This window comes from Pseudomonas marginalis, from assembly GCF_900105325.1.
Lineage (GTDB): Bacteria > Pseudomonadota > Gammaproteobacteria > Pseudomonadales > Pseudomonadaceae > Aquipseudomonas > Aquipseudomonas marginalis.
The window spans coordinates 2193071-2217158 of the sequence record NZ_FNSU01000003.1; the positions used below are offsets into that span (position 1 = coordinate 2193071).

A 24088-nucleotide genomic window follows, 5' to 3' on the forward strand; every position below is an offset into this window, starting at 1 on the left:
GTGGGTTATTCCCAGTTGCCCAGGTCGGCGCTGTAGCCTTCGCCGCCGGGCTGGCCGTCCTGACCGTAGAAAATCAGGTCGAACGCACCGTGCTCACCGGGGAAGCGATAGCCGAAGGCATGGCCGAACGGGTCCTTGAGGTCCGACGGCTTGGCATACGGGCCGGCCCAACCGGCGCTGTTGCCCGGCTTGTCGACCAGTTGCTGCAGGCTCTTGGGCGGCGAGCCGACGTCCAGGCCGTAGCTTTCGATCTTCATGCTCAGGCTGGCCAACTGGGCCTTGCCCGCGCCGTATTTGCCCTTGTCCACATTGCCGCCGACCTGGCGTACCACGATGGTCGCGACAATGCCCAGCAGCACGATCACGGCGAGCATTTCCAGCAAGGTAAAACCGCCCTGGCGGCGGGCGGGCTTGAATCGGGTATGGCGCATCAGCGTGTTTCCTTAAGGGTTCATATATTGCTGGTCAGGCTCATCAGCGGCAGCATGATCGCCAGCATGATCACCGCCACCAACACCGCCATGACCACGGTCAGGGACGGCACCAGCGCGGCGAGCAGGCGGTCGATGCCGCGTTTGGCCTCGACGTCGAACACCTCGGCGACTTTGAGCAGCATGCTGTCGAGTTCGCCGGCCTGTTCGCCGACTTCAATCATTTGCAACGCCAGGTCGGGCAGCAGCGGCTCGCTGCCGAAGGCGCTGGCCAGGGTGCCACCGCCCTTGACCGACTCGGCGGCCTGGGCGACCTGGGCTTGCAGGGCGCGGTTGGTGCAGACCTGGCGGGCAATCACCAGCGCTTGCAGCAGCGCCACACCGTTGCTCAGCAGGGTGCCGAGGGTGCGGGCCAAACGGGCGGCTTCGACCCGTTGCAGCAACGGGCCGATGATGCGGATGCCCAGCACGCGGCGGTCATAGCGTTCGCGGCGCTGGGGATCGCGCAGGCGCGCAGCCAGAGCCCATGCGCCGACAATCAACCCGGCCAGCACCGCCAGGCCGTAGGCCCCGAGGAATTGGCCGAGGCCCAGGATCACCTCGGTGATCAGCGGAATCGGCACGCCCAGGTCCTTGAAGATCGGCACGAACTGCGGCACCACATAGGCCAGCAGCAACGCCAGCGAACCGAGCACGCCGACCACCAGAAACGCCGGGTAGATCAGCGCGTTGATCACTTCGCCCCGGAGTAACTGGCTGCGCTCCAGGTAATCGCTGAGCTGGCGCAGGGTGTCTTCGAGGGCGCCGCCCGCCTCGCCGGCGCGGACCATGCTCAGGTACAGCGGCGAAAACTGGCTGCCCTCCGCCTCCAGCGCCTTGGATAACGGCTGGCCGGCCTTGACCTGTTCGCGGATGCGCTCGATCAGCGCGCGGGTCTGGGGCTGGCCGGGCTGCTTGAGCAGGATGCCCAGGGAGCGTTCCAGCGGCTGGCCGGCGCCCAATAGCGTGGCCAATTGTTGAGTGAAACTGACCAGCGCCGCGCCGTTCAACTGGCCCCGGCCAAAGGCCTTGCGCAAGCCCTGGGCGCCCGCCACCTCGATCTGCAACAGCAGCAAACCGCGCTTGTGCAGCGCGGCGACGGCGGCATCCTGGTCCTTGGCTTCGAGGGTGCCGTTCTGCGCCTGGCCCTGGCTGTCGAGGGCGCGGTATTTGAACAGGCTCATGCGCCCTCTCCCCGGGTGACGCGCAGCACTTCTTCAAGTGAGGTGACACCGGCCACGGCCTGGCGCAGGCCTTCTTCATGCAAGGTGCGCAGGCCGCCACGGCGGGCGGCCTGTTCGAGGGTGGCGGCGTCGGCCTGGCGCATCAACAGGCTGCGCAGTTCGTCGTTCATCACCAGCAGTTCGGTGATCGCACTGCGGCCGTGGTAGCCACCGCCCGGCGCATCGGCGTGGGGGCGATAAAGCATGATCGGGCGCTGCTCGGTAAACCGGTCGAGGCCGTGTTCGGCGATCAATTCCGCCGGTGCTTCGAAGGCTTCGCGGGTGGCCGGGTCCAGGCGCCGCACCAGGCGCTGGGCAAGGATGCCGTTGACGGTCGAGGCAATCAGGTAGCTTTCGACACCCATGTCCAGCAAGCGCGTGATACTCGCCGCCGCGCTGTTGGTGTGCAGGGTCGAGAGCACCAGGTGGCCGGTGAGGGACGACTGGATGGCGATACGGCAGGTTTCCAGGTCGCGGATTTCACCGATCATGATCACGTCCGGATCCTGGCGCACGATGGAGCGCAGCGCACCGGCGAAGTCCAGGCCGATGGCCGGTTTCACCTGGATCTGGTTGATGCCCTCAAGCTGGTATTCCACCGGGTCTTCGACGGTGATGATCTTGCGCTCGGCGGTATTGAGCCGCGACAGCGCGGTGTACAGCGTGGTGGTCTTGCCCGAGCCGGTGGGCCCGGTGACGAGCAGGATGCCGTGGGGCCGCTCGAGCACTTCGAGGAAGGTTTCCAGGCGCTGGCCATCAAAGCCCAGGCTCTGGAAATCGAACTGCACGGTCTGGCGGTCGAGCAACCGCATGACCACCGACTCGCCAAAACTGGTGGGCACCGTGGACACCCGCAAGTCCAGCTCCTTGCCCTGGATGCGCAGCATGATGCGCCCGTCCTGAGGCAGGCGCCGCTCGGCAATGTCCAGGCGCGCCATGATCTTCACCCGCGAAATGACCGCTGCCGAAGAGCTGGACGGCGGCGCCTCGGCGTCGTGCAGCACGCCATCGATGCGGTAGCGCACCTTGAGCTGGTTTTCGAAGGGTTCGATATGAATGTCCGAGGCGCGATGTTCCACCGCGCGCTGCAGGATCAGGTTGACCAGGCGAATCACCGGCGCTTCGGAGGCCATGTCCTTGAGGTGCTCGATGTCTTCCAGGGCACCGCCCTGCTCGTCGAGGTTTTCGATCAGGGTGCCCATCGCCGAACGACCCTGGCCGTAGTAGCGCTCGATCAGGGTTTCGACTTCGTTGCGCGGCCCCACGGCCAGCCACACCGGCACGCCACAGGCATAGGCCATGGCCTGGAACGGGTAGACCAGCGACGGGTTGGCCGCCAGCACCCGCAGGCCGCCCTGGCTCCAGCCCACGGGCACCACCTGGTAGTGGCGCATGAAACGCTCGGTCAATACCGGCAATGGGTCCAACAGCGGCGGCGCGGCATCGGCCAACAGCAGCGGTGCGCCGAGCAGGTCGGCCCAGGCACGGGCCAGTTCCACTTCGGAAACCAGCCCCAGGCGCGTGAGCAGGCCGAGCAACTCGGTGTCGCCGCCCTCCTGAGAGAGGCGCCGGGCACGCTCCAGGTCAACGGTTTTCAACCCGGCGTGCTGCATCAGCCACGCGCAGACCTGTTCGGTGTGCGGGATGTGCAGTTGGCAGGCATCGATGGGCGTTGAGGGGCTGGGCATGGGTAAAAATCTGAGGGGCTATATGAGCCCCCTGTAGGAGCGAGCTTGCTCGCGAAAAAGGTACATCCGACGCCGCGATGCGCTTGGAATACTTTCGCGAGCTAGCTCGCTCCTACAGGGGGTCAGGCTTACTTGGTTGGCGCTGTTTTAGAGGTAGCAGATTGGCTCAGCGGCCGCCCACCCTTGGTGGTTTCAGCCTTCTGTTTTTTGACGGCCTTGGCATCGTGGGCCTGGGTCAACACCGTGGAATCGGCGGCGCCGGATTTCGCATCGGCGTCCGTGGACTCCGCCGCCATCGCCGCGCCACTTAGCGCAACGCCCAATACAACACCGGCACCCAACAGGGAAATCTTCATCAACTTTCTCCAGATCAAAAACAGCAGATAGCCCAAGTGGCGCCTTGAACTCGATCAAGACCCTACACCAAAGCGTTGTGTATGACAGCTTGTGTAAACATGGCACTTTGAAACTACCGAGCTATGCCACTAGTTAGCCACGACTCGATAAATTTTCTTAAACCAATCGACTGGTAGGTTTAGCCTTAGTTCCGAAAGGTAAGAAAATATTTCTTATTTCACGCAAAAATTAGCTTTCGTTTGACTTATAACCGCAAGAATTGCCTTAATTATGCGGTTTTTGCGGTTCAAAATGCCATCTCGTGATATCGCTTAGACACTATCCCCAACAATAACCAATACAATTATTACACTTATAAAACTGCGAAATTCGCCAAATAGTTGCAATTAGCCATCGGTTAAAAATTGCGATCACGGGCAACTATTGCCCAGAAAAAAGTGACGAGGTGCAGTGCAACACGCACTTCTCGGCGCGCCCTGTTTACTGAACTGTTGTCGGAGAGACCCATGAATAAACGCAAAATGATCGGTGCACAGTCGGCTTTCGCCCTGCTGGCACTGGCCGTGTCCCAGGTGCATGCGGCCACCAGTCCTGCCCTGGATGAAGGTCGGGTAAGCCGCGCGGAAAAAGCCGCGGACAAGACCCTGGCAAAGATGACCCTGGAAGAAAAACTCGCCTACATCGGCGGCACCGGCGGCTGGGACGTCAAGCCACTGACCCAGTACGGTATCCCGCAGATCCACGGCGCCGATGGCGGTGTGGGCGTGCGCTACACCAGCGAAGGCAACGCCCAGGGCGTGGTCTACCCGTCGGGGCCGAACCTGGCCGCCAGCTGGAACCCGCGTCGCGCCATCGACCTGGGCCGTGCCCTGGGCTATGACACCGCCAGCGGCGGCTATCAGTTCGTCACCGGCCCTGGTGTGAATCTGTACCGCATGCCGTACAGCGGCCGGGCGTTCGAGTACCTGTCCGGTGAAGACCCGTTCCTCGGCGCCAGCCTGGCGCCGGCCGTGATCAACGGCATTCAGTCCCGTGGCGTGTGGGCCAATGCCAAGCATTTCGCCGCCAATGACCAGGAAAGCAACCGCTTCCACCTCAATGAAATCATCAGCGAACGCGTGCTGCGCGAGATGACCCTGCCGCCGTTCGAGTCCGCCTCGAAGAACAGCAAGGTCGCGATGATGATGTGTGCGTTCCAGAAGGTGAACGGCGAGTTCGCGTGCCAGAACAAGCACCTGATGCGTGACATCCTCAAGACCGAATGGGGCTACCCGGGCTTCGTGCAGAGCGACTACAACGCGGTGGTCGACGGTTTGCCGGCGGCCCAGGCGGGTACCGACCTGGACATGATGGGCTACCAGATGAACAGCACCATCCTCAAGCCGTACCTGGACAGCGGCGAGCTGAGCAGCGCGACCATCGATGACAAGGTGCGCCGCATCCTCAAGCAGATCTACCTGTACAAGTTCGACAGCAAGGCGCCGCTGACCAGCCACAACATGAACAGCGCCACCAGCAACCGCGTGGCCCTGAACGCCGCCCGCGAAGGCATCGTGCTGCTGAAAAACCAGAACAGCCTGCTGCCGCTGGACGCCAGGAAGGTCAAGCGCATCGCCGTGGTCGGCACCCTGGCCAAGTACGCGCCGCCTACCGGTTTCGGCAGCGCCAACGTCATGGCCGCCAACTACATCAGTGAGCTGAGCGGCTTGCAGCAACTGGCGCCAGGCGCCAAGGTCGAGTTTATCGACGGGCTGTCCCTGGACCCGGCCACCTCGACCTGGACCCATGCCGACGGCAATGGCAACAGTGTCAAAGGCTTGAAGACCGAGTTCTTCAGCAACACCAACTGGTCCGGTGACCCGGCCGCCAGCCGCACCGACACCCATGTCGACCTGGACTGGTCCACCGACAGCCTGCCGGTGAACGGCGATACCGCCGCCACCTCGATTCGCTACAGCGGCCAGATCACCCCGACGGTCAGCGGCGAGCAGGTGTTCAAGGTGCGTGCCGACGGCGCCGTGCGCCTCTACGTCAACGGCAAGAAAGTCCTCGACAACGGCGACGGCAAGCCGCTGCCGAACAACAGCATTCCGCCGACCATCCCGGTGTTTGCCAAGGTCAACTTGGAAGCCGGCAAACCGGTCGACATCAAGCTGGAATATTCACGCCGCAACGGCTACCTGTCGACCATGGGCGGCCTCGTCGGTGTGCAGATGAGCTGGGCGTCGCTGGTGGCACCGCAGGACCTGGCCAAGTACGACGCGGTACTGGTCGCGGCCGGTAACAGCAATGAGTACGAAGGCGAAGGCTTCGACCACAGCTTCGACCTGCCCGAGTACCAGAACCTGCTGATCCAGAGCATCGCCAAGGTCAACCCGAATACCGTGGTCACCCTGCACGGCGGTACCGGCCTGAAGATGAGCGACTGGATCGATCAGGTACCGGCCGCGCTGCATGCGTTCTACCCTGGGCAGAACGGCGGCCAGGCCTTGGCGGAGATCCTGCTGGGCAAGGTCAACCCGTCGGCCAAGCTGCCGATCAGCATCGAGCGCAACATCGAAGACAACCCGATCTACGCGACCTTCCCCACGTTCGACAACCAGGAAACCCTGGCCGAGATGAGCTACAAGGACGACCTGTTCCTGGGCTATCGCGGCTACGAGAAAAAGGGCATCAAGCCGCTCTACCCGTTCGGCTATGGCTTGTCGTACACCACCTTCGGCTACAGCAACATCAGCGTGACTCCTGGGGTGGCGGTGGCCGGTGCGCCGATCAAGGTGTCGTTCGACCTGGCCAACACCGGCAAGGTCGCGGGCGCCGAAGTGGCCGAGTTGTACGTGGGCCAGAACAACCCGAAAGTCGAACGCGCGATCAAGGAACTCAAGGGCTACAAGAAGGTGTTCCTCAAGCCGGGCGAGAGCAAGCGCGTGACCATCGAGCTCAACGATCGCTCGCTGGCCTACTACGACGTAGCGAGCAAGCAATGGGTGGTGGATGCCGACAGTTTCAACCTGTCGGTGGGCGCGTCGTCCCAGGATATTCGCCTGAACGCCAAGCTGGTCAACCCGTTCCGCCAGGAACTGTCGACCACCACCAGCAACCCGCTGCCACGCTCGGCGCTCAACTCGACGCTGCGTGAATCGACGGTGAAGACCGGCGGTGTGCTGCATCAAAACGAAGGCGACAGCGGCACCAGCGACGGTGATGGCTATGACATGAGCGATGACAGCAGCCAGGGCAGTGCTACCGGCAACTGATCCCTGTGGGAGGGGGCTTGCCCCGGTACAAACCGGGGACATCGTTTACATTTCTAACCGGGGACATGGTTTACAGGCTAATACGCATGATCAGGAGGTAACTGATCATGCCCTGGAACCAAGAGTCCCCCATGAATCAAAGAATCAAGCTGGTAGCTGATTGGCTTTCTGGCAACTTCACCAAAAGCCAGTTGGCACGCCGCTTTGACGTTAGCCGACCTACCGTCGATAAGTGGATTGCCCGGCACGACGGCGATTTGAGGTCTTTATCCGAACTGTCCCGGCGACCTCACAACAGCCCAAATAAAACCGACGACGAGATTTTGGCCCGTGTAGTCGCGATGAAGGAGGCTCACGATAAATGGGGGCCGAAAAAGCTTCTCGAGCTATTACGGCTGGAAGATCCCTCCGTCACCTGGCCCTCTCCAAGTACGGCCGGTCAATGGCTTGACCGACTTGGGCTCGTCAAAAAGCGGCGCTTCAAACGCCGACACAGCATTTCCCACGCACAAATGCGAAAGGCCGACGAACCTAACAAGACGTGGTGTGCTGACTACAAAGGGCAGTTCAAGATGCTTAATGCTCAGATGTGCTTCCCTTTGACCGTCACAGACCATGCGTCGCGGCTGATTTTAGCGTGCAGGGCCCATCCCAAGATCATGACCCAGCCTGTAAAACAGGCCTTTGAGAGGCTTTTTCAGGAGTACGGCATGCCGGAAGTTATCCGTTCGGACAACGGGGTACCGTTCGCCTCTCCTGGCCTGGCAAGAATATCCACACTGGCAGTTTGGTGGATTCGGCTGGGTATTTATCCCGAGCGAACCATGCCGGGAAGACCCGCCCAGAATGGTCGCCATGAACGAATGCACCGTAGCTTGAAACTTGAGTTGCCCTTAGGGAAAAACTTAGTCGAGCAGCAGCTTTTGCTGGAGCATTTCAGGCATGAGTTTAATTACGTACGCCCTCACGAAGCGCTCGGCATGAAACGTCCGGGAGACTTGTATGTGCCGTCCACCCGAATTTATCCAGGATGCTTGCCCGATGTGGAATATCCGGCAGAAATGAAAGTTCGAAGCGTCAGGCAGGACGGATCGATCAAGTGGAACGGCAAGTTGGTATTTATCAGCGAGGCGCTGTCCGGGGAAAGGATAGGGCTCAAAGAAGCTGAAGATGAAGCTTGGGATTTGTACCTGTGTGATTATCCCTTGGGGAGGCTTGGACGAGGTATGACCCGCGTCCAGGCCTCAAATGTGTAAACGATGTCCCCGGTTTCAGATGTAAACGATGTCTACGGTTCTACACCCCGATGAGCATGGGTATCTACACAACTGTGTAGCAGCCAACGCTAACCACGATGCGAAGCGAGCCGCCCTTGATCTTGATCTTGATCTCAGGCGCCCCGTTAACCACGCTGGCCGGAATTCGATAGTGATTTGGGGGGTAAACCGGCAGGGATGCCGGTTTAGCCGCCCCGCGCCATGGATGGCGCGTGGCGGCGGCCCCCCACATCACTGTCGGATTACGGGCACACCGAGCCTGGGCGAGGTGCCGAGTGGTGGGGCGAAGCGTTTTTGGTTACTTTTGGCGCTCTTCCAAAAGTGACCCGCTGTAAGAGCGGAACCCTAAGTAGCCGTTACCGCAGCAACGGATATGTACTCATTCCAACCCCAGCACATGGCCGGCCCAGAGACCGCCATCGGGGTGTAGCCCCCTCCCACATGTTGACTGTGTTCAACTCAGGTTCTGATGGCTGCCTCGACCCGCGCGATGTAGCTGTCAAACCGCGCCACCAGGTCCACCTGCTCGGGAAAGCGCAGCCACTGGATCTGCAGGCCATCCATCATGGCCAGGATTTCTTCCACCAGCCCGGCGATGTCCACATCGCTACGCACCTCCCCCGCCGCGACCAGGTCGGCAAACTGCCCCTGCATGCGCTGGTGAATCGCCGCATAGCGCGCCTGGAACCAGGCCCAGGCCGGATGGGTGTCCAGCAGGCTTTCGGCATTCAAGATGGTAAACGCGCGCACCACGCCCGGTGCCGTGGCATTCGAACGATTGATCGCACGCAGGCTGCCGAGTAAGCCATTGAGGGTTTTCTCCGCACGTACCTCATCGGCAATCCGTTGATTGACCTCATCGCGACGCTGCAACACCCCCATCAACAGCGAGATTTTGCTGGGAAAATGATGCAGCAGCCCGGCCACCGAAATACCCACGATCGCCGCCACCTGGGCCATCGAGGCGCCACTGTAGCCTTCCAGGGAAAACACCTGCAAAGCCGCGTCCAGCAGCTCTTCGCGGCGTCTTTCACCTTTGGGGGCGCGGCGGGTCTTGGGGGCGGGTTCGGTCATGGGCAGGTCCTAGTGGGCGGTAAAAAAGCTCAGGCGCTTTCCCGTTCGATCAAGCGGCAATCCAACAGGTTCAAACGCTGTACGGCATCCGGCAACACGCCGAGGCTTTCCAGCACGCGGGTTGCCGCCAGTACGCCGATCTCCAAGGCCGGCGGTTTGATCGTACTCAGGCTGGGCAACAACATTTCGGCAAACGGGTAGTCACCGAATCCAAGCACCGCGCACTTTAACCCGGAACGCTGCCCCGCCAGCAAACCACCGGCGGCGAGGTTGTCATTGGCGAAGAAGATCGCGTCAGGTGGGGTGGCGTGGTTCATCAGGGCTTGCATCGCCTGCTTGCCGGCTTCGAAGGGCGCGCTGTCGGCGTCCGGGACGAAGACCCGGGGCTGTACACCCAGTTCGATCAGGGTTGCGGCAAACCCATCACCCCGTTCCAGCGCGCTGAAGTCGCCCGTGGCGCTGTTCTGCACGAAGGCGATTCGCCGATAGCCCTTGCCATACAGGTAGCGCGCGGCCGTGACGCCGACTGCGTAGTGGGAAAAACCGATCTGCACCGGCGCGCGTTCGGGCACGTAGTCCCAGGTTTCCACCACCGGGATATCGGTGTCGGCGATCATCTTTTCGGTACCTGGACTGTGGAAGCGACTGGTCAGCACCAGCGCTGCCGGCGACCAGCCGAGGAACGCGCGCACCGCGCTTTCTTCCTGCTCGGCGCTGAAGTAACTGGACGCCAGCAACAGCTGATACCCATGGCGACTGAGGGTGTCGCTGAAGCCCTGGATCGTGTTGGCAAAGATCGGCCCCGAGATGTTAGGGATCACCATCGCCACGATCCGCCCCCGCGCCGACGCCAGCCCGCCGGCTACCAGGTTGGGCACATAACCCAGCTCGGCCACCACCTCGGCGATGCGCTCGCGGCGCTCGGGCGAGACCTGCTCCGGCTGGTTGAAGTAGCGCGACACGGTGATCGCCGACACCCCGGCCTGGCGGGCCACGGTGTTCAAGGTGACGCGCCCGGCGCCACGGCGCTTGCGCGGTTTCTCTTCGCTCACGGGACCATCCTGCTAACAACCAAAAAGAATATAGGAATAATTTTTAAGTCTTTGACGCTCTAAACCCGAGTTACCAATAATGCCGATGTTAGCGCTAACAAAGCGCGCTGTCTGCTACTCGCTCAAGCGAATGCCCAAGGCAGTTTCCACAGGCGCTGACGGTCGTAAGAACCGCAGCGGTTCAGGGCATTTTTTCGAGCGAACACACCATGCACAGGCACACGCACTTATTCCTTCTCGCCGGTCTGACCGCCCTCCCCGTGCCCGGCGCCTTTGCTGCCGACGAGCAGGAACCCACGCTCAAAGCGGTGACGGTCACCGCCACCCGGCGTGAAGAGTCACTGCAAAAAGTCCCGGTGGCGGTATCGGTGCTGGACGGCGAACAACTGGAGCGCGACAACCGCAACGGAGTGGCCAGCATCGCCCAGCAAGTGCCGTCGCTGAACTTCCGCACCGGCGCCTCGAACAAGGACACCTCGCTGTTCGTGCGCGGCGTGGGCACTATTTCCACCTCTCCTGGCGTGGAGCCGACGGTGGCCACGGTGATCGACGGCGTGGTCTACGCGCGCCCCGGCCAGGCCACCCTCGACCTGCTGGACCTGGAACGCATCGAAGTGCTGCGCGGCCCGCAAGGCACCTTGTTCGGCAAGAACGCCTCGGCCGGCGTGCTCAACATCACCAGCAAGGCGCCCAGCGCCGAGACCCATGGCTATATCGACCAGGCGTACTACAGCGGCAACGAAAGCCGCACCCGTTTCGGCATCGGCGGCAGCCTGGTGCCGGATGTGCTCAAAGGCTCGATCAGCACGCTGTTCGGCAGCTACGACGGTAACGTCGATAATCAGCACAACGGCCAGGAGGTCAACGGCTACAACCACAAGGGCATCCGCGGCAAGCTGGAATTCACCCCCAACGATGACGTGAAACTGACCCTGATCGCCGACTACATGCAGTCCCACGACGACGCGCCGAATGGCGTGGTCAGCAAGTCCCTGAGCCCGGCCTTCAGCAATGCCTTGAGCCCGGTGCGCGCCTCCAGCGACAACCGCGACATCAACACCGATACGCGCAGCCATGTCGAAGACACCAACAAAGGCTTGTCCGCTCAGTTGGACTGGAACCTCGGCGACTACACCCTGACCTCGATCACCGCCTGGCGCGGCTGGGACAACACCCAGTACCAGGACGGCGACCGCCTCGGCACAGTGACCGCCGCCTTCCCCGGCACCGCCGACAAGGGCGAGCTGGCCTTCGACCAATACTCCCAGGAACTGCGCCTGGCCTCGCCCAAGGGTGAGTTCCTGGAATACGTCGGCGGCCTGTTCTACATGCACGGCAAGGACGAGGAAACCTATCAGCGCACGCTCACGACCACCACGCGCACCGACCGTGGCATCGCCGACTACAGCACCACCAGCGACAGCTACGCGGTGTTCGGCGAGACCACGCTGAATTTCACCTCGCGCTTTCGTGGCATCGCCGGCCTGCGCTACACCCACGATGAGCTGAAATACGATCACCGCCGCGTCTCCACCTCGGCCACCACGGTCAGCGGGATTCAACCGGCCACCTCCAGCTCCGGCTCGGTGGACGAAGACGGCTGGTCCGGTCGCCTCGGGGTGCAGTACGACATCAGCGACAGCGTCACCAGCTACCTGACCTACTCGCGCGGCTACAAGGGCCCGGCCTACAACGTGTTCTTCAATATGCAACCGCGCGACACCGATGCGCTCAAGCCGGAAACCTCCAACACCTGGGAAGCCGGGATCAAGGCCACCGCCTGGAACAACCGCCTGACCACCAACCTGGCGGTATTCCACAGCGACTACGACAACTACCAGGCGAACTTTTTCGACACCGTCGCCGGCCAGGTCGTGACTCGCCTGATCAACGCCGGCAGCGTCAGCACCGAAGGCGTCGAGCTGGATTACGCCCTGCAGGCCACCCAGCAACTCAAGCTCTCCGGCGCCCTGGCCTACACCCGTGCGCGCATCGATGAGTTCGCCTGCCCGGCGGGCGCAGCAGCGACGTGCAACGTGAACGGCAAGCCACTGCCCTTCAGCCCGGACTGGAAAAGCTACGTGCGCGCCGACTACACGATCCCACTGGATAACGGCCTGGACATCGAACTGGGCACCGACTACAGCTGGCAGAGCGAAGTGCAGTACGACATCAGTCAGAACGTCGACACCAAGCAAGGCGCCTACGGCATCTGGAACGCCAGCGTGGCCCTGGCCGACTACAGCAATGGCTGGCGCGTGGCGTTGCTGGCCAAGAACCTCGCCGACAAGTCCTACTCACCGCTGCTGGCCAGCGGCGGCAACTACATCTACCGCGCCGTACCCCGTGACGATGAGCGTTACTTCGGCGTGCAACTGCGCAAGGATTTCTAGCATGAGCCGTCAACTGAAACTCGGCGCCTTTCTCATGGCCACCGGGCACCATGTCGCCGCCTGGCGCCACCCGGACGTGCCGGCGGATGCCGGGCTGGATTTCGCCCAGTACAAACACCTGGCGCGGGTGGCCGAAGCGGCGAAGTTCGATGCGCTGTTCGTGGCCGACAGCATCGCCGCCGCCACCGGCACGATCGCCAGCCATATGGCGCGCTCGGACCATTTCGAGCCGCTCACCCTGCTCTCGGCGCTGAGTGCGGTGACCGATAACATCGGCCTGATCGCCACGGCGACCACCAGCTACAACGAGCCCTACCATGTGGCGCGCAAGTTCGCTTCGCTGGATCACCTGTCCGGCGGGCGCGCGGGCTGGAACCTGGTGACCTCGGACAACGCCGCCGAAGCGCAGAATTTTGGCCGCGACGAACACCTTGGCCATGGCGAACGCTATAGCCGCGCCAAGGAGTTTCATCAGGTGGTGACCGGGCTGTGGGACAGCTGGGAAGACGATGCCTTTGTGCGCGACAAGGCCAGCGGCAACTATTACGACCCGGCGAAGCTGCATGTGCTGGACCATGTGGGCGAACACTTCCGAGTCAAGGGTCCGCTGAATGTGGCGCGCTCGCCCCAGGGCCAGCCGGTGATCGTGCAGGCCGGCTCGTCCGAAGCCGGCCGTGAGCTGGCCGCGCAGACCGCCGAGGTGGTGTTTACCGCACAGACCTCGCTGGCCAATGCCCAGGCGTTTTATGCCGACCTCAAGGGCCGCTTGAGCCGGTACGGGCGCGGGCCGGACTCGCTGAAAATCATGCCCGGTGTGTTTGTGGTGGTCGGGGCGACCGAGGCCGAGGCCCAGGCCAAATTCGAGGCATTCCAGGATCTCGTCGAACCTGAGGTGGGCGTCGCGTTGCTGGGGCGCATGCTGGGCAATTTCGACCTGTCCGGCTACCCGCTGGACGGGCCGTTGCCGGCGCTGCCGTTGACCGACAGCGGACAACGCAGTCGCCAGCAACTGCTGAGTGACTTGGCCAATCGTGAGCAACTGACCCTCGCGCAATTGGGTCGGCGAATTGCCGGTGGCCGTGGGCATTACAGCCTGATCGGCACGCCCGCACAGATTGCCGATGAGCTGCAACGCTGGTTCGAAAACGGCGCGGCCGATGGCTTCAATATCCTGGTGCCGCACTTGCCGGGTGGGTTGGAAGACGTCGCGCAATGGGTGGTACCCGAGCTGCAGCAGCGCGGCCTGTTTCGCACTGAATACAGCGGTTCCACCTTGCGCGAAAACCTCGGCCTGGCGCGCCCGGCCCATCGATTTACAGAGGGTAAAGCATGAAGTTTCCAGCACTGCTCCTGGCCTTGCTGGCGGTGACGCAAACCACCCTGGCCGCCGACCCCGCCACCTTGCGTATCGGCTACCAAAAAGGCTCCATCGCGCTGGTCCTCGCCAAGCAACATGACCTGCTGGAAAAGCGTTTCCCGAAGACGGAGGTGAAGTGGATCGAGTTCCCCGCCGGCCCGCAGATGCTTGAAGCGCTGAACGTGGGGGCACTGGATGTGGGTTCCACCGGCGACATCCCGCCGCTGTTCGCCCAAGCCGCCGGGGCCGACCTGGTCTACATCGGCGCCGAACCGCCCAAGCCGAGCGCCGAGACGATCCTGGTGCGCAACGATAGCCCGCTGCATTCGGTGGCGGACCTCAAGGGCAAGAAAGTGGCGTTCCAGAAGGGTTCCAGCTCCCACAACCTGATCCTGCGCGCGCTGAACAACGCCGGCCTGAGCTACAAGGACATCCAACCGGTGTACCTGCCCCCGGCCGATGCGCGAGCGGCGTTCGAACAAGGCAGCGTCGATGCCTGGGCGATTTGGGAACCCTACTCGTCACTCGCCTTGAGCCAGAGCCCCAGCCATGTGCTGGCCAATGGCGAAGGATTGGGCCTCTCTGGACCGGTGTACAGCGCGCGGCGCGAGTATGCGCGGGACAATGGGGCCTTTATCCATGACCTGCTCGACGAGCTCACCGCCGCCGAAGCCCTTACCCGCAGCCAGCGCGAAGACAGTTTGAAAGTACTGACCGAGTTCATGGGCCTGCCCGCCGACGTGGTTGCACGCTACATGGACAACCGCCCGCCTTCGCCGATTTTGCCGATTGATGACAAGATTATTGAGGCGCAGCAGGCGACGGCGGATCTGTTTTTCCAGAATAGGTTGTTGCCCAAGGCCATCGAAGTGAAGAAGGCCGTGTGGAGTTCCAAAGCCGACTGAGATCCTAATGTGGGAGGGGGCTTGCTCCCGATGGCGGTGGGTCAGTCAATGCATGAGGTGACTGACCCACTGCTATCGGGAGCAAGCCCCCTCCCACATTTTTTGACCGAGTCAGGCTTGGGCTCGGGTGCTTTTTTCGATCAGGCACATGGGGGTGCCGGCCACCGGTTCGCTCATGATCTGCACCTGCACCTCAAACACCTGGCGCATCAATTCGGCACTGATCACCTGTGCCGGCGCGCCATCGGCCACCAGCTTGCCGGCGTGCATCACCGCCAGGTGGTCGGCGTAGCGGCAGGCCTGGTTGATGTCGTGGAGCACGGTGATCACGGTCTTGCCTTCGGCGGCCAGTTCGCCCATCAGGTCGAGCAGTTCGACCTGGTGGCTGATGTCGAGGTAGGTGGTGGGTTCGTCGAGCAGCACCACGGGGGCATTCTGTGCCAGGACCATGGCCAGCCAGGCGCGTTGACGCTGGCCGCCGGACAGGTCCGCCAGGGCGCGGTCGGCCAGGTTGTCGAGCTCCAGGCGTTGCATGGCTTGGGTCACATGGGCCCGGTCATTGCCGCTCAGGCGTCCCCACAACGAGTTGTGCGGGCTGCGGCCGTAGGCGACCAACTGGCGCACGCTGACGCCTTCGGGCACCGGCAGCACTTGGGGCAGGAATGCAATGTGCCGGGCCAGTTGGCGGGCGGACAGGCTGGCGTAGGCCTGGCCATCCAGGCTCAGCTCACCTTGCGTGGGCTTGAGGATGCGCGCAAACGCCTTGAGCAAGGTGGACTTGCCGCAGCCATTGGGGCCGATTAACGCGGTGACTTTTCCCGTCGGCGGCGTAAACGACAGCCTCTGCACGATGGGTGTGGCGCCGTAGCCGATATCCAGCGCGCGTGCTTGAAGAATACTCATGTCATCAGCCCTTGAACCGTGCCAGCAACCAAAGAAAATACGGTGCGCCAATCACCGCCGTAAGCACCCCGGCGGGGATTTCGCTGGGCGCGATCAGCGTGCGCCCGAGGGTGTCGGCCAGCACCAGTAACAGCGCGCCGATCAGCATCGCCGCCGGCAGCAGGTACTGGTGATGCCCACCGACCAGGCGCCGTGCCATATGCGGTGCGACCAGGCCGATAAAGCCGATCGGCCCGATCACGCCCACGCCCAGGCTGGTGAGCAGCACCGCGCAGGCCATCGCCAGCCAGCGTGTGCGGTTCAGTGCGGTGCCCAGGCTGTGGGCCGCCTCATCGCCGAGGGCGATCAGGTTCAGCGGTTTGGCCAGGCACAGCCCCAGCGGGATCAACACCAGGAACGGCAGCACCAGCGCTACATGGTGCCAGTTGCGGCTCCACAGGCTGCCGGTGAGCGCGAGCAAGGCGGTGTTGATGTCCAGCGGGTGGGACAGGATCAGAAACTCGGTGACGCTGGACAAGGTCACCGCAATCGCCACCCCGGACAGCGCAAAACGCACGCCGGAAAAACTCACGCCGGTGTTGTACAGCGCCAGCAACAAGGCGCCACCGGCGCCGCCCAGGCACGCCACCAGGGGCAGCCAGGCAATCGGCAAATGCGGCCAACTGATGATTGCCACCGTCAGCGCGAGCCCCGCACCTTGGGTGACACCGAGGATTTCCGGCGAGGCCAGCGGGTTGCGAATCACGCCCTGCACAATCGCCCCGGCCAGGCCGAATGCGCAGCCGGCGAGGATCGCGATCAGGCTGCGTGGCAGGCGGTGGTTCCAGACTTCAAAGTCGAGGGCGTCATGGGCCAGCAGGCGCTCCAGCACGGTTTCGGGCGTGAGCCACAGGGTGCCGGCGCTGAGGCTGACGAAGGTCGCCAGCAGCAACAAAACGAGCAGCAGCCAAAGGCGCAATCGTGGCTGGGTCATAGGGCACGCCTGGCGAGAAAGAGGAAGAATGGTGCACCAATCAGTGCCGTGACCACCCCGGCCGGGGTTTCCACCGGGAACGCCACGGCGCGGCTGAGCAGGTCGGCACCCAGCACGATCACTGCGCCCAAGGCGGCACTGAGTGGGATCAGCCAGCGGTAGTCATTACCGAGAAACTGGCGAAGGATATTCGGCGCGATCAACCCGACAAAGCCGATGGGCCCGACCGCGCAGACACTCGCCCCCACCAGCAACAGGCTGGCGACGAACACCTGCAAACGCAGGCTGGCAATGCCCACGCCCAACGAGCGCGCGGCGTCTTCGCCAAGGTTGATCAGGTTCAAGCGCGGCGCACACCACAGCGCCCACAGGCCGCCGATCAAGGTGCACGGCCAGAGCAATTGCACCTGGGCCGCACCGACGTTGGCCAGGGAACCGGCCAGCCAATTGAGCACGCTTTGCGCCTGGGCCTCGACCAGGATCACCGTGAGCCGGGTCAAGGCAGCACACAACGCGGCGACGGCCACCCCGGCCAACACCAGGCGACCTTGGGCCGTGGCCGGCGACCAGACGCCACCGAGGCTGAACACTGTGATCCAGGCCAGTGCGCCGCCCAGGCAGGTCATCAGCAAGGCAGCGCCGGCAAACGGCGGTGCGACCAACCCGGTGGAAAACAACGCGAGCCCCAACGCCGCGCCTGCCGTCACGCCGAACAGCGACGGCGATGCCAGACGGTTGCGGGTGATGCCCTGCATCAGCGCCCCGGCCAGGCCCAGGCAGGCGCCCACCAATGCCGCGCACACCGCACGCGGCACGCGCAACTGGGCGACGATATAGGCCATATTGCCGCCCACGCTGCCCTGATGCACCAGCCCATTCCAGGCGTCGGCCGCCGTGAGAGTGAACGGCGACCAGCTGTACAACGACAGCCAGAACAACACGGCACCCAGCACCACGATGCCGGCTGCGGCCAAACCACGGCCCATGCTTATTGGCTCAGTACGGCTTTGCCGCCCTTGAGGATCGCCAGGGCGTCCTCGGCGATCTGCTCCGAGGCCAACACACCACGGTTGCGCGCCCAGCTGTCACCGTCCACTTCGGCCACCTGCTGGTTGCGCACCGCGCCCAACACTTGCCACAGCGGCTGCTTGCTCCAGCTGTCGACGATGCTCGGGCGGCGGTAATGGCCGACCAGCAGCCAACCCGGATCGAGGGCGAGCAGTTGTTCGAGGCTAACGAATTCGGTCGGCGCGGCGTTGGCGCGCACCGACGGCACTTTCAGGCCGATGGCTTGCAGCACGCTGCCGGCGTAGGAGTCCGGGCCGTGCACGGAGAAGCTGTCTTCACGGGCGACACCGAACAACACGCTGGCACCGGCGGGGATCTGCTGGGCGATTTTCTTCAGGTTTTCGCGGTTTTGTGCGATGCGGGCTTCCATCTGCGGGCTTTTGCCCAAGGCCTTGCCGATCAGCTCAGCGGACTTGAGGCTGCCCTCGTAATCCTCACCGCGCGACGGCAGCAACAGGGTTGGCGCAATACTCGCCAAGTCGCTGTACAGCGCCTGGTGGCGGTTGAGGTCGGCCACGATCAGGTCCGGCTTGAGCCGCGCGATTTCCTCGATGCTCGGTTGCGAGCGCAGGCCCACGGATTTCCACTGGCCGATGGCCTGACGCACGCGCGGCAGAACGCGCTTGGCGTCGCCATCATCGGCGGCGCCGACGGGGGTGACGTCCACGGCGGCGAGGCTGTCGAGAAAAGAGAACTCCAACACCACCACACGCTTGGGCGCATCGGGCAGATGCACCGCGTGCTGGCCGTCATTGAGGTCGATGGGGGCAGCGCTCAGCAGGCTGGAAGAGAACGCCAGCAGGCAGGCGGCAAGGGTGGGGATGGAGCGCAGCAATCGCATGGAGGTACCTCGGCGTTAAAACACCCCAACTGGACGGGCTGGGGAAAACGGCGGGTACTATTCCATATCGGGGCGACGTGATCAAAAAACATTCTCATTTGTGGGAGGGGGCAAGCCCTAATGCCAGTCAGTTAAGGCTTTTTGTAGGAGCGAGCTTGCTCGCGAAAAACTCACAGGCGCCGCGTTCATTCAGGAAGCACGCGTTATCGTTGACGTTTTTCGCGAGCAAGCTCGCTCCTACAGGAGGCGATGTACGCTTAACTGACTGGCATTAGGGCAAGCCCCCTCCCACATTTTTAATCCGCGTCTAAAAGTCGACCGTGGCAGACAGCAGGTAGGTGCGCGGGGTCGACAAGGTCAGCCCCGGCTCGCTGTCATCCGACGCGCCGGCCGAACTCCAATAGCGCTTGTCGGCGACGTTCTCCACATTCGCCCGCAGGGTGATGTGTTTGTCATCGACCTTGAAGGCGTAGCGGGCGCCGACGTCGATACGGTTCCAGGCGTCGATTTCCTTGACGTTGGACTGGTCCAGGTATTGGGAACTGGAGTGGATGCCCCGGCTGGTCAGGGTCAGGCCTTCGAGGGTCGGTACGTCCCACTCGGCACCGAGGTTGACGTTGTACTTGGGCGTGGCCGGCGCGCGGTTGCCGTCCCAGGCGCCATTGGTGGTGTCCTTCAATTTGCTGTCGATGTACATCACGCCGCCGAGCAGGCGCACGCCCTTGAGGGGTTCGCCGAACACGCTCAGCTCCGCACCGGTGTTCTGGCGTTTGCCATTGGGACCGAACAGCCGCGACGTGGCGTTGGTCTCGTAGGCCGGTTGCTTGATGCGGAACACCGCGGCGGTCACGGCGAAGGCGCCAGCGTCGTACTTGGCGCCCACTTCCACCTGGCGGCTGATAAACGGCGGGAAGATCTGGTCTTCGTTGCGCGACGTGGACGGTGCGATCTTGCCCTGGCTCAACCCTTCCATGTAGTTGGCGTACAGCGACAGTTTGTCGGTGGCTTTGAACAGCAGGCCACCCGAAGGCGAGATCTTTTCTTCGTCGTAGTTGGTCTTGCCTTTGATGCCGTCGCTCCAATCGTCCACGATCACGCGCTGCCAGCGCGCACCGAGGGTGAGCAACAGGCGGTCATCGAAGAAACCCAGGGTGTCGGACAAGGCCACGCCACTGAACGTGTTCTCGGTATAAACCTTCGCATCCTGGCGCGTGGCCACCGACGGCGTCGGGGTTTGCACGGGGTTGTAGAGATTGCTCGATGCGTTCGCATAACGCGCACCGCCGTTGGTGAAGTCCATATAGAAGTAGCTGGCGGCCAGGTTGACCTCATGGCTCACCGGCCCGGTGTGGAACCAGTTACGCACGCCGGCCGTGGCGGTGCGGACGTTTTCATCGCGGGTGAAGTCCCGAGGCTGCACGGTGAAATCACCGGCCGCATTGGTCACCGAAACAGCATGGCGCAGGAACTCATGGTTACTTTTACGCGCGCCGACACCGCCGTAGAGCATCACCGAATCGCTGAGGTCATATTCGGCATTCACCGTACCGAAGGTGTCCTTGGTGCGGGCCTTGCTCCAGGACTGCGCATAGTTGCGGCGCACATCGTTGGCGCTGGGCACCGGCGCGGCAGCCGCGACTTGCACACGCTCCTGCGGCGCATCGGTATCGCGCTCGGTGCGGCCGATATCGGTGGAAAGGCGCAGGCGCTCGCCACGAAAATCCAGGCCCAGCACGGCCATCTCACGGTCGACGCTCTGGTGGTCCCATTCGGTATCGCCGGACTGCTTCACGCCGTTGAAGCGCAGGCCGAATTTGTTGTCTTCGCCGAAACGCCGGCCCACGTCCACCGCACCACCGGCCTGGCTGTCGGAGGCCCAGGTGCCGGTGAACGAGGTGATGTCCTTGTCGGTGGCGCGCTTGGGCACCACGTTGATCCCGCCGCCCACGCTGCCGCGCGGCGAGATGCCGTTGATCAACTGGGTGGGGCCTTTGAAGATGTCGACGCGGTCGGCCATTTCCATGTCGATGGTGTAGGTCGGCAGCACGCCGTACAGGCCGTTGTACGACACATCACTGTTGAACAGGCTGAAACCGCGAATGGTGAACTGCTCGTAACGCCCACCGGCCGGGTTGGTGGCGCGTACCGACGGGTCGCTGGCGATCAGGTCGCCGAGGGTGCGCGCCTGTTGGTTTTTCACCGCGTCCTGGGTGTAGGTGGTCATGCTGAACGGCGTTTCCATGAAGTCACGGGTGCCCAACAAGCCTTGCGAGCCACGCCGCGCCACCTGGCCACCGGCGTAGGTGTCGCCGTCGTACAGGCCGGTAGTACCGAGAATCGACGTGGGCGCCAGCTCCAGGCTGCCGCCCTCCGGCACCGGCACCAGCATGTAGGCCTGCTCCCCCATGGGCTGCAATTGCAGGCCGGAGCCTTGCAGCAAGCGGGCAAAGCCCTCTTCCACACCATATTCGCCGGATAAGCCGCTGCTGCTGCGCCCGCTGACCAGCGCCGGGTCCACCGACAGGTTGACCCCCGACAGCCCGGCAAAACGGGTCAACGCCGCACTCAGGCTGCCGGCCGGCACCTGGTAGCTGCGGCGCGCGGCGCTGTCTTCGGCATAGCTGACGGGGACGAACAAGGGGCTGGCGCTGAGGCTCAGCATCAGGCTCAGTTTGAGCAACGGGCGCAAGCGCAAGGGTTGGACTGCGGGCATTGGAAGAAGCTCTCGATTTTGTTCACTTGCCTGGAATGACAGGCGAGGTGAAAAAAGGGGACAGGCTTCGACCAACTTTTTTCAAAATGGCAGGGCAATGGCGGCGCCATGCCCTGCTTTGGCTACCATACCGCGATATGGGAATCCGCACGCGGTTCGGTACCGCCGCACAGCACGCCGCTGACCGGGTCGCGCAGGATGATCTGCCCACGGCCGTAGTCGGTGAGGTCGCTGGCGATCTGCACCTGGTGACCACGCCGGGCCAGGGCATTGGCCAGGTCGCGGGAGGCGCCCTGCTCGATGCCGACCTTCATGTCGCCCAGCCATTGCCAGCGCGGCGCATCCAGTGCGGCCTGGGGGTTGAGGCCGAAGTCCACCAGGTTCATCACCATCTGTACGTGACCCTGGGGCTGCATGTAGCCGCCCATCACGCCGAACGGGCCAAGGGCCTGGCCGTCCTTGGTGAGGAAACCGGGGATGATGGTGTGGAAGGTCTTCTTGCCTGCTGCCAGGCAGTTGGCGTGGGCCGGGTCGAGGCTGAATTCCTGCCCACGGTTCTGCAACGCAATGCCGCTGTCGGGCAACACCACGCCGGAGCCGAAGCCGTGGTAGTTGCTCTGGATGAACGAGACCATATTGCCTTCGGCGTCCGCCGTGGCCAGGTACACCGTGCCGCTGGCGTGCGGGTCACCGGGCTTGGGCGCCTGTGCCTGCTCGCCGATCTGGCTGCGACGGCGCGCGCTGTAGTCGTCGCTGAGCAGGTCGGCCACTGCCACGCGCATGTGCAGCGGGTCGGTGATGTAGTGCAGGCCGTCGCTGTAGGCGAGCTTCATGGCCTCGAGCTGGCGGTGCCAGGTCTGTTGGCTGTCGCGGTGATCGAAGGTGAAGCCTTCGAGGATGTTCAGCGCCATCAGCGCCACCAGGCCCTGGCCGCTCGGCGGGATTTCCCAGACGTCGACACCGCGATAATTGATGTGGATCGGGTCCACCCACTGTGCGCGGTAGTCCTTGAGATCACTGGCGCGCAGGTAACCCCCGGTGGCCCGTGAGTGGGCGTCCAGGCGTGCGGCCAGGGCACCGCGATACAGGCTTTCGCAACGGCTGGCGGCCAGTTCTTCCAGGGTGCGCGCCTGGGCCGGGTTGCGGAAGATCTCGCCCGCTTGGGGTGCGCGCCCATCGATGAGGAACGTGTCGAACCAGGCTTGCAGCACTTCATCGCGGTGCGGGCTGAATTCGTTCAAGGAGATCTGCCATTGGTGGGCAACCACCGGTGACAGCGGGAAACCCTCGCGGGCCAGGCGGATGGCCGGTTGCAGCAGCTCGTCAAACGCCAGCTTGCCGAAGCGTTGCGACAGCTCCGCCCAGGCCGATGGGCAGCCGGGCACGGTCACCGGGGTCCAGCCGTACAGCGGCATCCGATCGTGCCCGGCAGCCTTGACCGCCTCGACACTCAAGGCGCCCGGCGCGTGGCCATTGCCGTTCAGGCCATGCAACTGGCCCTTGCACCACACCAGGGCAAACGCATCGCCGCCCAGGCCGCAGCCGGTGGGCTCCACCACCGTGAGCGCGGCCGCCGTGGCGATGGCCGCGTCGATGGCGTTGCCGCCCTTTTGCATGATCTCGATACCGGCCTGGGCGGCCAGGGGCTGGGACGCGGCTACCATGCCACGACGGGCAAATACGCTCTGGCGCTGCGACGGATAGGGGTACTCGTGGGCAGAAAATTTCAACATGGCAAAGGCTCTTCAAAAAAAGTCATAACACACGGCTGAGAAACGCCCGGGTACGGGGATGGCTGGGGTGGCTGAAGATCTGTTCCGGCGGCCCTTGTTCGATGAGTTCGCCCTGATCAAGTACCACCACGCGGTCCGCCACTTCCCGGGCAAAGCCCATTTCATGGGTGACCACCACCATGGTCATGCCCTCCTCGGCCAGCTCCTTCATCACCTGCAAGACCTCGCCGACGGTTTCCGGGTCGAGGGCGCTGGTGGGTTCGTCGAACAGCATGGCCTGGGGTTTCATCGCCAGGGCGCGGGCGATGGCGACCCGTTGCTGCTGGCCGCCGGAGAGCATCGACGGGTAATGGCTGGCCTTGTCCGCCAGGCCGACCCGCGCCAGCAGGCCACGGGCCTGTTCCAGCGCTTCGGCACGTGGTGTGCCGAGGACCTGGATCGGCGCTTCAATGATGTTTTCCAGCGCCGTCATATGGGGGAACAGGTTGAAGCGCTGGAACACCATGCCAATGTCGCGGCGCTGGCGGGCGATGTTGCGCTCCGAATCGCGCACCAGGCTGCCGTCGCTGCGCTCGCGATAGCCCATGGCGCGGCCGTTGACGCGGATGCGCCCGCCCTGGATGTCTTCCAGCAGGTTGATGCAGCGGATAAAGGTGGTCTTGCCCGAGCCCGAGGCGCCGATCAGCACCACCACTTCGCCGCGCCGTACTTGCAGCGAGATACCCTTGAGGATCTGCAACTCGCCGAACGACTTCTGAATATCCAGTGCCTCAATGATCAGCTCTTCACTTTGGTGCGCCATGG

General features: G+C 63.3%; 18 protein-coding genes. 5 read left to right on the top strand and 13 right to left on the bottom strand.

Going from position 1 to position 24088, the window contains the following annotated elements; genetic code table 11:
• Positions 1–5: 5 nt before the first annotated feature.
• The 4 genes from gspG to BLW22_RS19230 all read right to left on the bottom strand — a co-directional run bounded on the left by gspG (position 6) and on the right by BLW22_RS19230 (position 3737).
• Complete coding sequence (gene gspG / locus BLW22_RS19215; protein ID WP_027607415.1) at positions 6–431, bottom strand: type II secretion system major pseudopilin GspG; 426 nt, start codon at positions 429–431, stop codon at positions 6–8.
• A 20-nt stretch (positions 432–451) separates the two neighbouring features.
• Positions 452–1654 carry a type II secretion system inner membrane protein GspF gene (gspF, locus tag BLW22_RS19220; RefSeq protein ID WP_027607414.1) on the bottom strand — a complete coding sequence of 401 codons (1203 nt, stop codon included), beginning with the start codon at positions 1652–1654 and terminating at the stop codon, positions 452–454.
• On the bottom strand, positions 1651–3381 hold the full coding sequence (gene gspE / locus BLW22_RS19225; protein ID WP_065927289.1) for a type II secretion system ATPase GspE: 1731 nt from the start codon (positions 3379–3381) through the stop codon (positions 1651–1653). Before gspE ends, gspF begins: the two co-directional genes overlap by 4 nt.
• Before the next feature lie 128 nt (positions 3382–3509).
• Entirely contained in the window at positions 3510–3737 is a 228-nt protein-coding gene (locus tag BLW22_RS19230) for a hypothetical protein (protein ID WP_065927288.1), read from the bottom strand.
• A gap of 507 nt (positions 3738–4244) precedes the next feature.
• Between BLW22_RS19230 and BLW22_RS19235 the strand changes: the two genes are divergently transcribed.
• Positions 4245–6995 carry a beta-glucosidase gene (locus BLW22_RS19235; RefSeq protein ID WP_065948033.1) on the top strand — a complete coding sequence of 917 codons (2751 nt, stop codon included), beginning with the start codon at positions 4245–4247 and terminating at the stop codon, positions 6993–6995.
• Positions 6996–7102: 107 nt separating this feature from the next.
• Positions 7103–8251, top strand: coding sequence for an integrase core domain-containing protein (locus BLW22_RS19240; protein ID WP_065924691.1), 1149 nt, complete (start codon positions 7103–7105; stop codon positions 8249–8251).
• Between the two features lie 480 nt (positions 8252–8731).
• On the opposite strand, the gene BLW22_RS19245 is transcribed toward BLW22_RS19240, so the two are convergent.
• The gene (locus BLW22_RS19245; protein WP_074847293.1) at positions 8732–9346 is read right to left on the bottom strand and encodes a TetR/AcrR family transcriptional regulator; all 615 of its coding nucleotides are present in this window, start codon (positions 9344–9346) and stop codon (positions 8732–8734) included.
• A 29-nt stretch (positions 9347–9375) separates the two neighbouring features.
• Positions 9376–10398, bottom strand: coding sequence for a LacI family DNA-binding transcriptional regulator (locus tag BLW22_RS19250; RefSeq protein ID WP_074847294.1), 1023 nt, complete (start codon positions 10396–10398; stop codon positions 9376–9378).
• 209 nt (positions 10399–10607) lie between these two features.
• On the opposite strand from BLW22_RS19250, the gene BLW22_RS19255 reads away from it, so the two are divergent.
• The 3 genes from BLW22_RS19255 to BLW22_RS19265 are packed head-to-tail and all read left to right on the top strand — an operon-like array spanning position 10608 to position 15053.
• On the top strand, positions 10608–12791 hold the full coding sequence (locus tag BLW22_RS19255; protein WP_074847295.1) for a TonB-dependent receptor: 2184 nt from the start codon (positions 10608–10610) through the stop codon (positions 12789–12791).
• Positions 12784–14124, top strand: coding sequence for an LLM class flavin-dependent oxidoreductase (locus BLW22_RS19260; protein ID WP_074848207.1), 1341 nt, complete (start codon positions 12784–12786; stop codon positions 14122–14124). The genes BLW22_RS19255 and BLW22_RS19260 overlap by 8 nt, the downstream gene beginning before the upstream one ends.
• Complete coding sequence (locus BLW22_RS19265; protein WP_074847296.1) at positions 14121–15053, top strand: sulfonate ABC transporter substrate-binding protein; 933 nt, start codon at positions 14121–14123, stop codon at positions 15051–15053. Before BLW22_RS19260 ends, BLW22_RS19265 begins: the two co-directional genes overlap by 4 nt.
• A gap of 111 nt (positions 15054–15164) precedes the next feature.
• Here the strand turns inward: BLW22_RS19265 and fecE are convergent, their stop codons facing one another.
• The 7 genes from fecE to BLW22_RS19300 all read right to left on the bottom strand — a co-directional run bounded on the left by fecE (position 15165) and on the right by BLW22_RS19300 (position 24086).
• On the bottom strand, positions 15165–15956 hold the full coding sequence (gene fecE / locus BLW22_RS19270; protein ID WP_074847297.1) for a Fe(3+) dicitrate ABC transporter ATP-binding protein FecE: 792 nt from the start codon (positions 15954–15956) through the stop codon (positions 15165–15167).
• A gap of 4 nt (positions 15957–15960) precedes the next feature.
• Positions 15961–16929 carry an iron chelate uptake ABC transporter family permease subunit gene (locus BLW22_RS19275; protein ID WP_065948028.1) on the bottom strand — a complete coding sequence of 323 codons (969 nt, stop codon included), beginning with the start codon at positions 16927–16929 and terminating at the stop codon, positions 15961–15963.
• Complete coding sequence (fecC, locus tag BLW22_RS19280) at positions 16926–17915, bottom strand: iron-dicitrate ABC transporter permease FecC (RefSeq protein WP_074847298.1); 990 nt, start codon at positions 17913–17915, stop codon at positions 16926–16928. The genes BLW22_RS19275 and fecC overlap by 4 nt, the downstream gene beginning before the upstream one ends.
• 2 nt (positions 17916–17917) lie before the next feature.
• Positions 17918–18838, bottom strand: a complete 921-nt coding sequence (locus BLW22_RS19285) for a Fe(3+) dicitrate ABC transporter substrate-binding protein (RefSeq protein WP_065948026.1) — start codon at positions 18836–18838, stop codon at positions 17918–17920.
• 307 nt (positions 18839–19145) lie between these two features.
• Positions 19146–21551: a TonB-dependent receptor gene (locus tag BLW22_RS19290; protein ID WP_074847299.1), complete on the bottom strand. Its 2406-nt coding sequence runs from the start codon at positions 21549–21551 to the stop codon at positions 19146–19148.
• 122 nt (positions 21552–21673) lie between these two features.
• Positions 21674–23284: a gamma-glutamyltransferase family protein gene (locus BLW22_RS19295; protein ID WP_065948024.1), complete on the bottom strand. Its 1611-nt coding sequence runs from the start codon at positions 23282–23284 to the stop codon at positions 21674–21676.
• Between the two features lie 22 nt (positions 23285–23306).
• Complete coding sequence (locus tag BLW22_RS19300) at positions 23307–24086, bottom strand: amino acid ABC transporter ATP-binding protein (RefSeq protein ID WP_053129053.1); 780 nt, start codon at positions 24084–24086, stop codon at positions 23307–23309.
• Positions 24087–24088 lie beyond the last annotated feature (2 nt).

Excerpts from the sequence above, each read along its gene's own strand:
- gspG (WP_027607415.1), bottom strand. The coding sequence starts at position 431 with ATGCGCCATACCCGATTCAAGCCCGCCCGCCGCCAGGGCGGTTTTACC.
- BLW22_RS19295 (WP_065948024.1), bottom strand. The coding sequence starts at position 23,284 with ATGTTGAAATTTTCTGCCCACGAGTACCCCTATCCGTCGCAGCGCCAG.
- BLW22_RS19275 (WP_065948028.1), bottom strand. The coding sequence starts at position 16,929 with ATGACCCAGCCACGATTGCGCCTTTGGCTGCTGCTCGTTTTGTTGCTG.
- BLW22_RS19245 (WP_074847293.1), bottom strand. The coding sequence starts at position 9,346 with ATGACCGAACCCGCCCCCAAGACCCGCCGCGCCCCCAAAGGTGAAAGA.
- fecE (WP_074847297.1), bottom strand. The coding sequence starts at position 15,956 with ATGAGTATTCTTCAAGCACGCGCGCTGGATATCGGCTACGGCGCCACA.
- gspE (WP_065927289.1), bottom strand. The coding sequence starts at position 3,381 with ATGCCCAGCCCCTCAACGCCCATCGATGCCTGCCAACTGCACATCCCG.
- BLW22_RS19255 (WP_074847295.1), top strand. The coding sequence starts at position 10,608 with ATGCACAGGCACACGCACTTATTCCTTCTCGCCGGTCTGACCGCCCTC.
- BLW22_RS19290 (WP_074847299.1), bottom strand. The coding sequence starts at position 21,551 with ATGCCCGCAGTCCAACCCTTGCGCTTGCGCCCGTTGCTCAAACTGAGC.
- BLW22_RS19230 (WP_065927288.1), bottom strand. The coding sequence starts at position 3,737 with ATGAAGATTTCCCTGTTGGGTGCCGGTGTTGTATTGGGCGTTGCGCTA.
- fecC (WP_074847298.1), bottom strand. The coding sequence starts at position 17,915 with ATGGGCCGTGGTTTGGCCGCAGCCGGCATCGTGGTGCTGGGTGCCGTG.
- BLW22_RS19235 (WP_065948033.1), top strand. The coding sequence starts at position 4,245 with ATGAATAAACGCAAAATGATCGGTGCACAGTCGGCTTTCGCCCTGCTG.
- BLW22_RS19285 (WP_065948026.1), bottom strand. The coding sequence starts at position 18,838 with ATGCGATTGCTGCGCTCCATCCCCACCCTTGCCGCCTGCCTGCTGGCG.
- gspF (WP_027607414.1), bottom strand. The coding sequence starts at position 1,654 with ATGAGCCTGTTCAAATACCGCGCCCTCGACAGCCAGGGCCAGGCGCAG.
- BLW22_RS19240 (WP_065924691.1), top strand. The coding sequence starts at position 7,103 with ATGCCCTGGAACCAAGAGTCCCCCATGAATCAAAGAATCAAGCTGGTA.
- BLW22_RS19265 (WP_074847296.1), top strand. The coding sequence starts at position 14,121 with ATGAAGTTTCCAGCACTGCTCCTGGCCTTGCTGGCGGTGACGCAAACC.
- BLW22_RS19300 (WP_053129053.1), bottom strand. The coding sequence starts at position 24,086 with ATGGCGCACCAAAGTGAAGAGCTGATCATTGAGGCACTGGATATTCAG.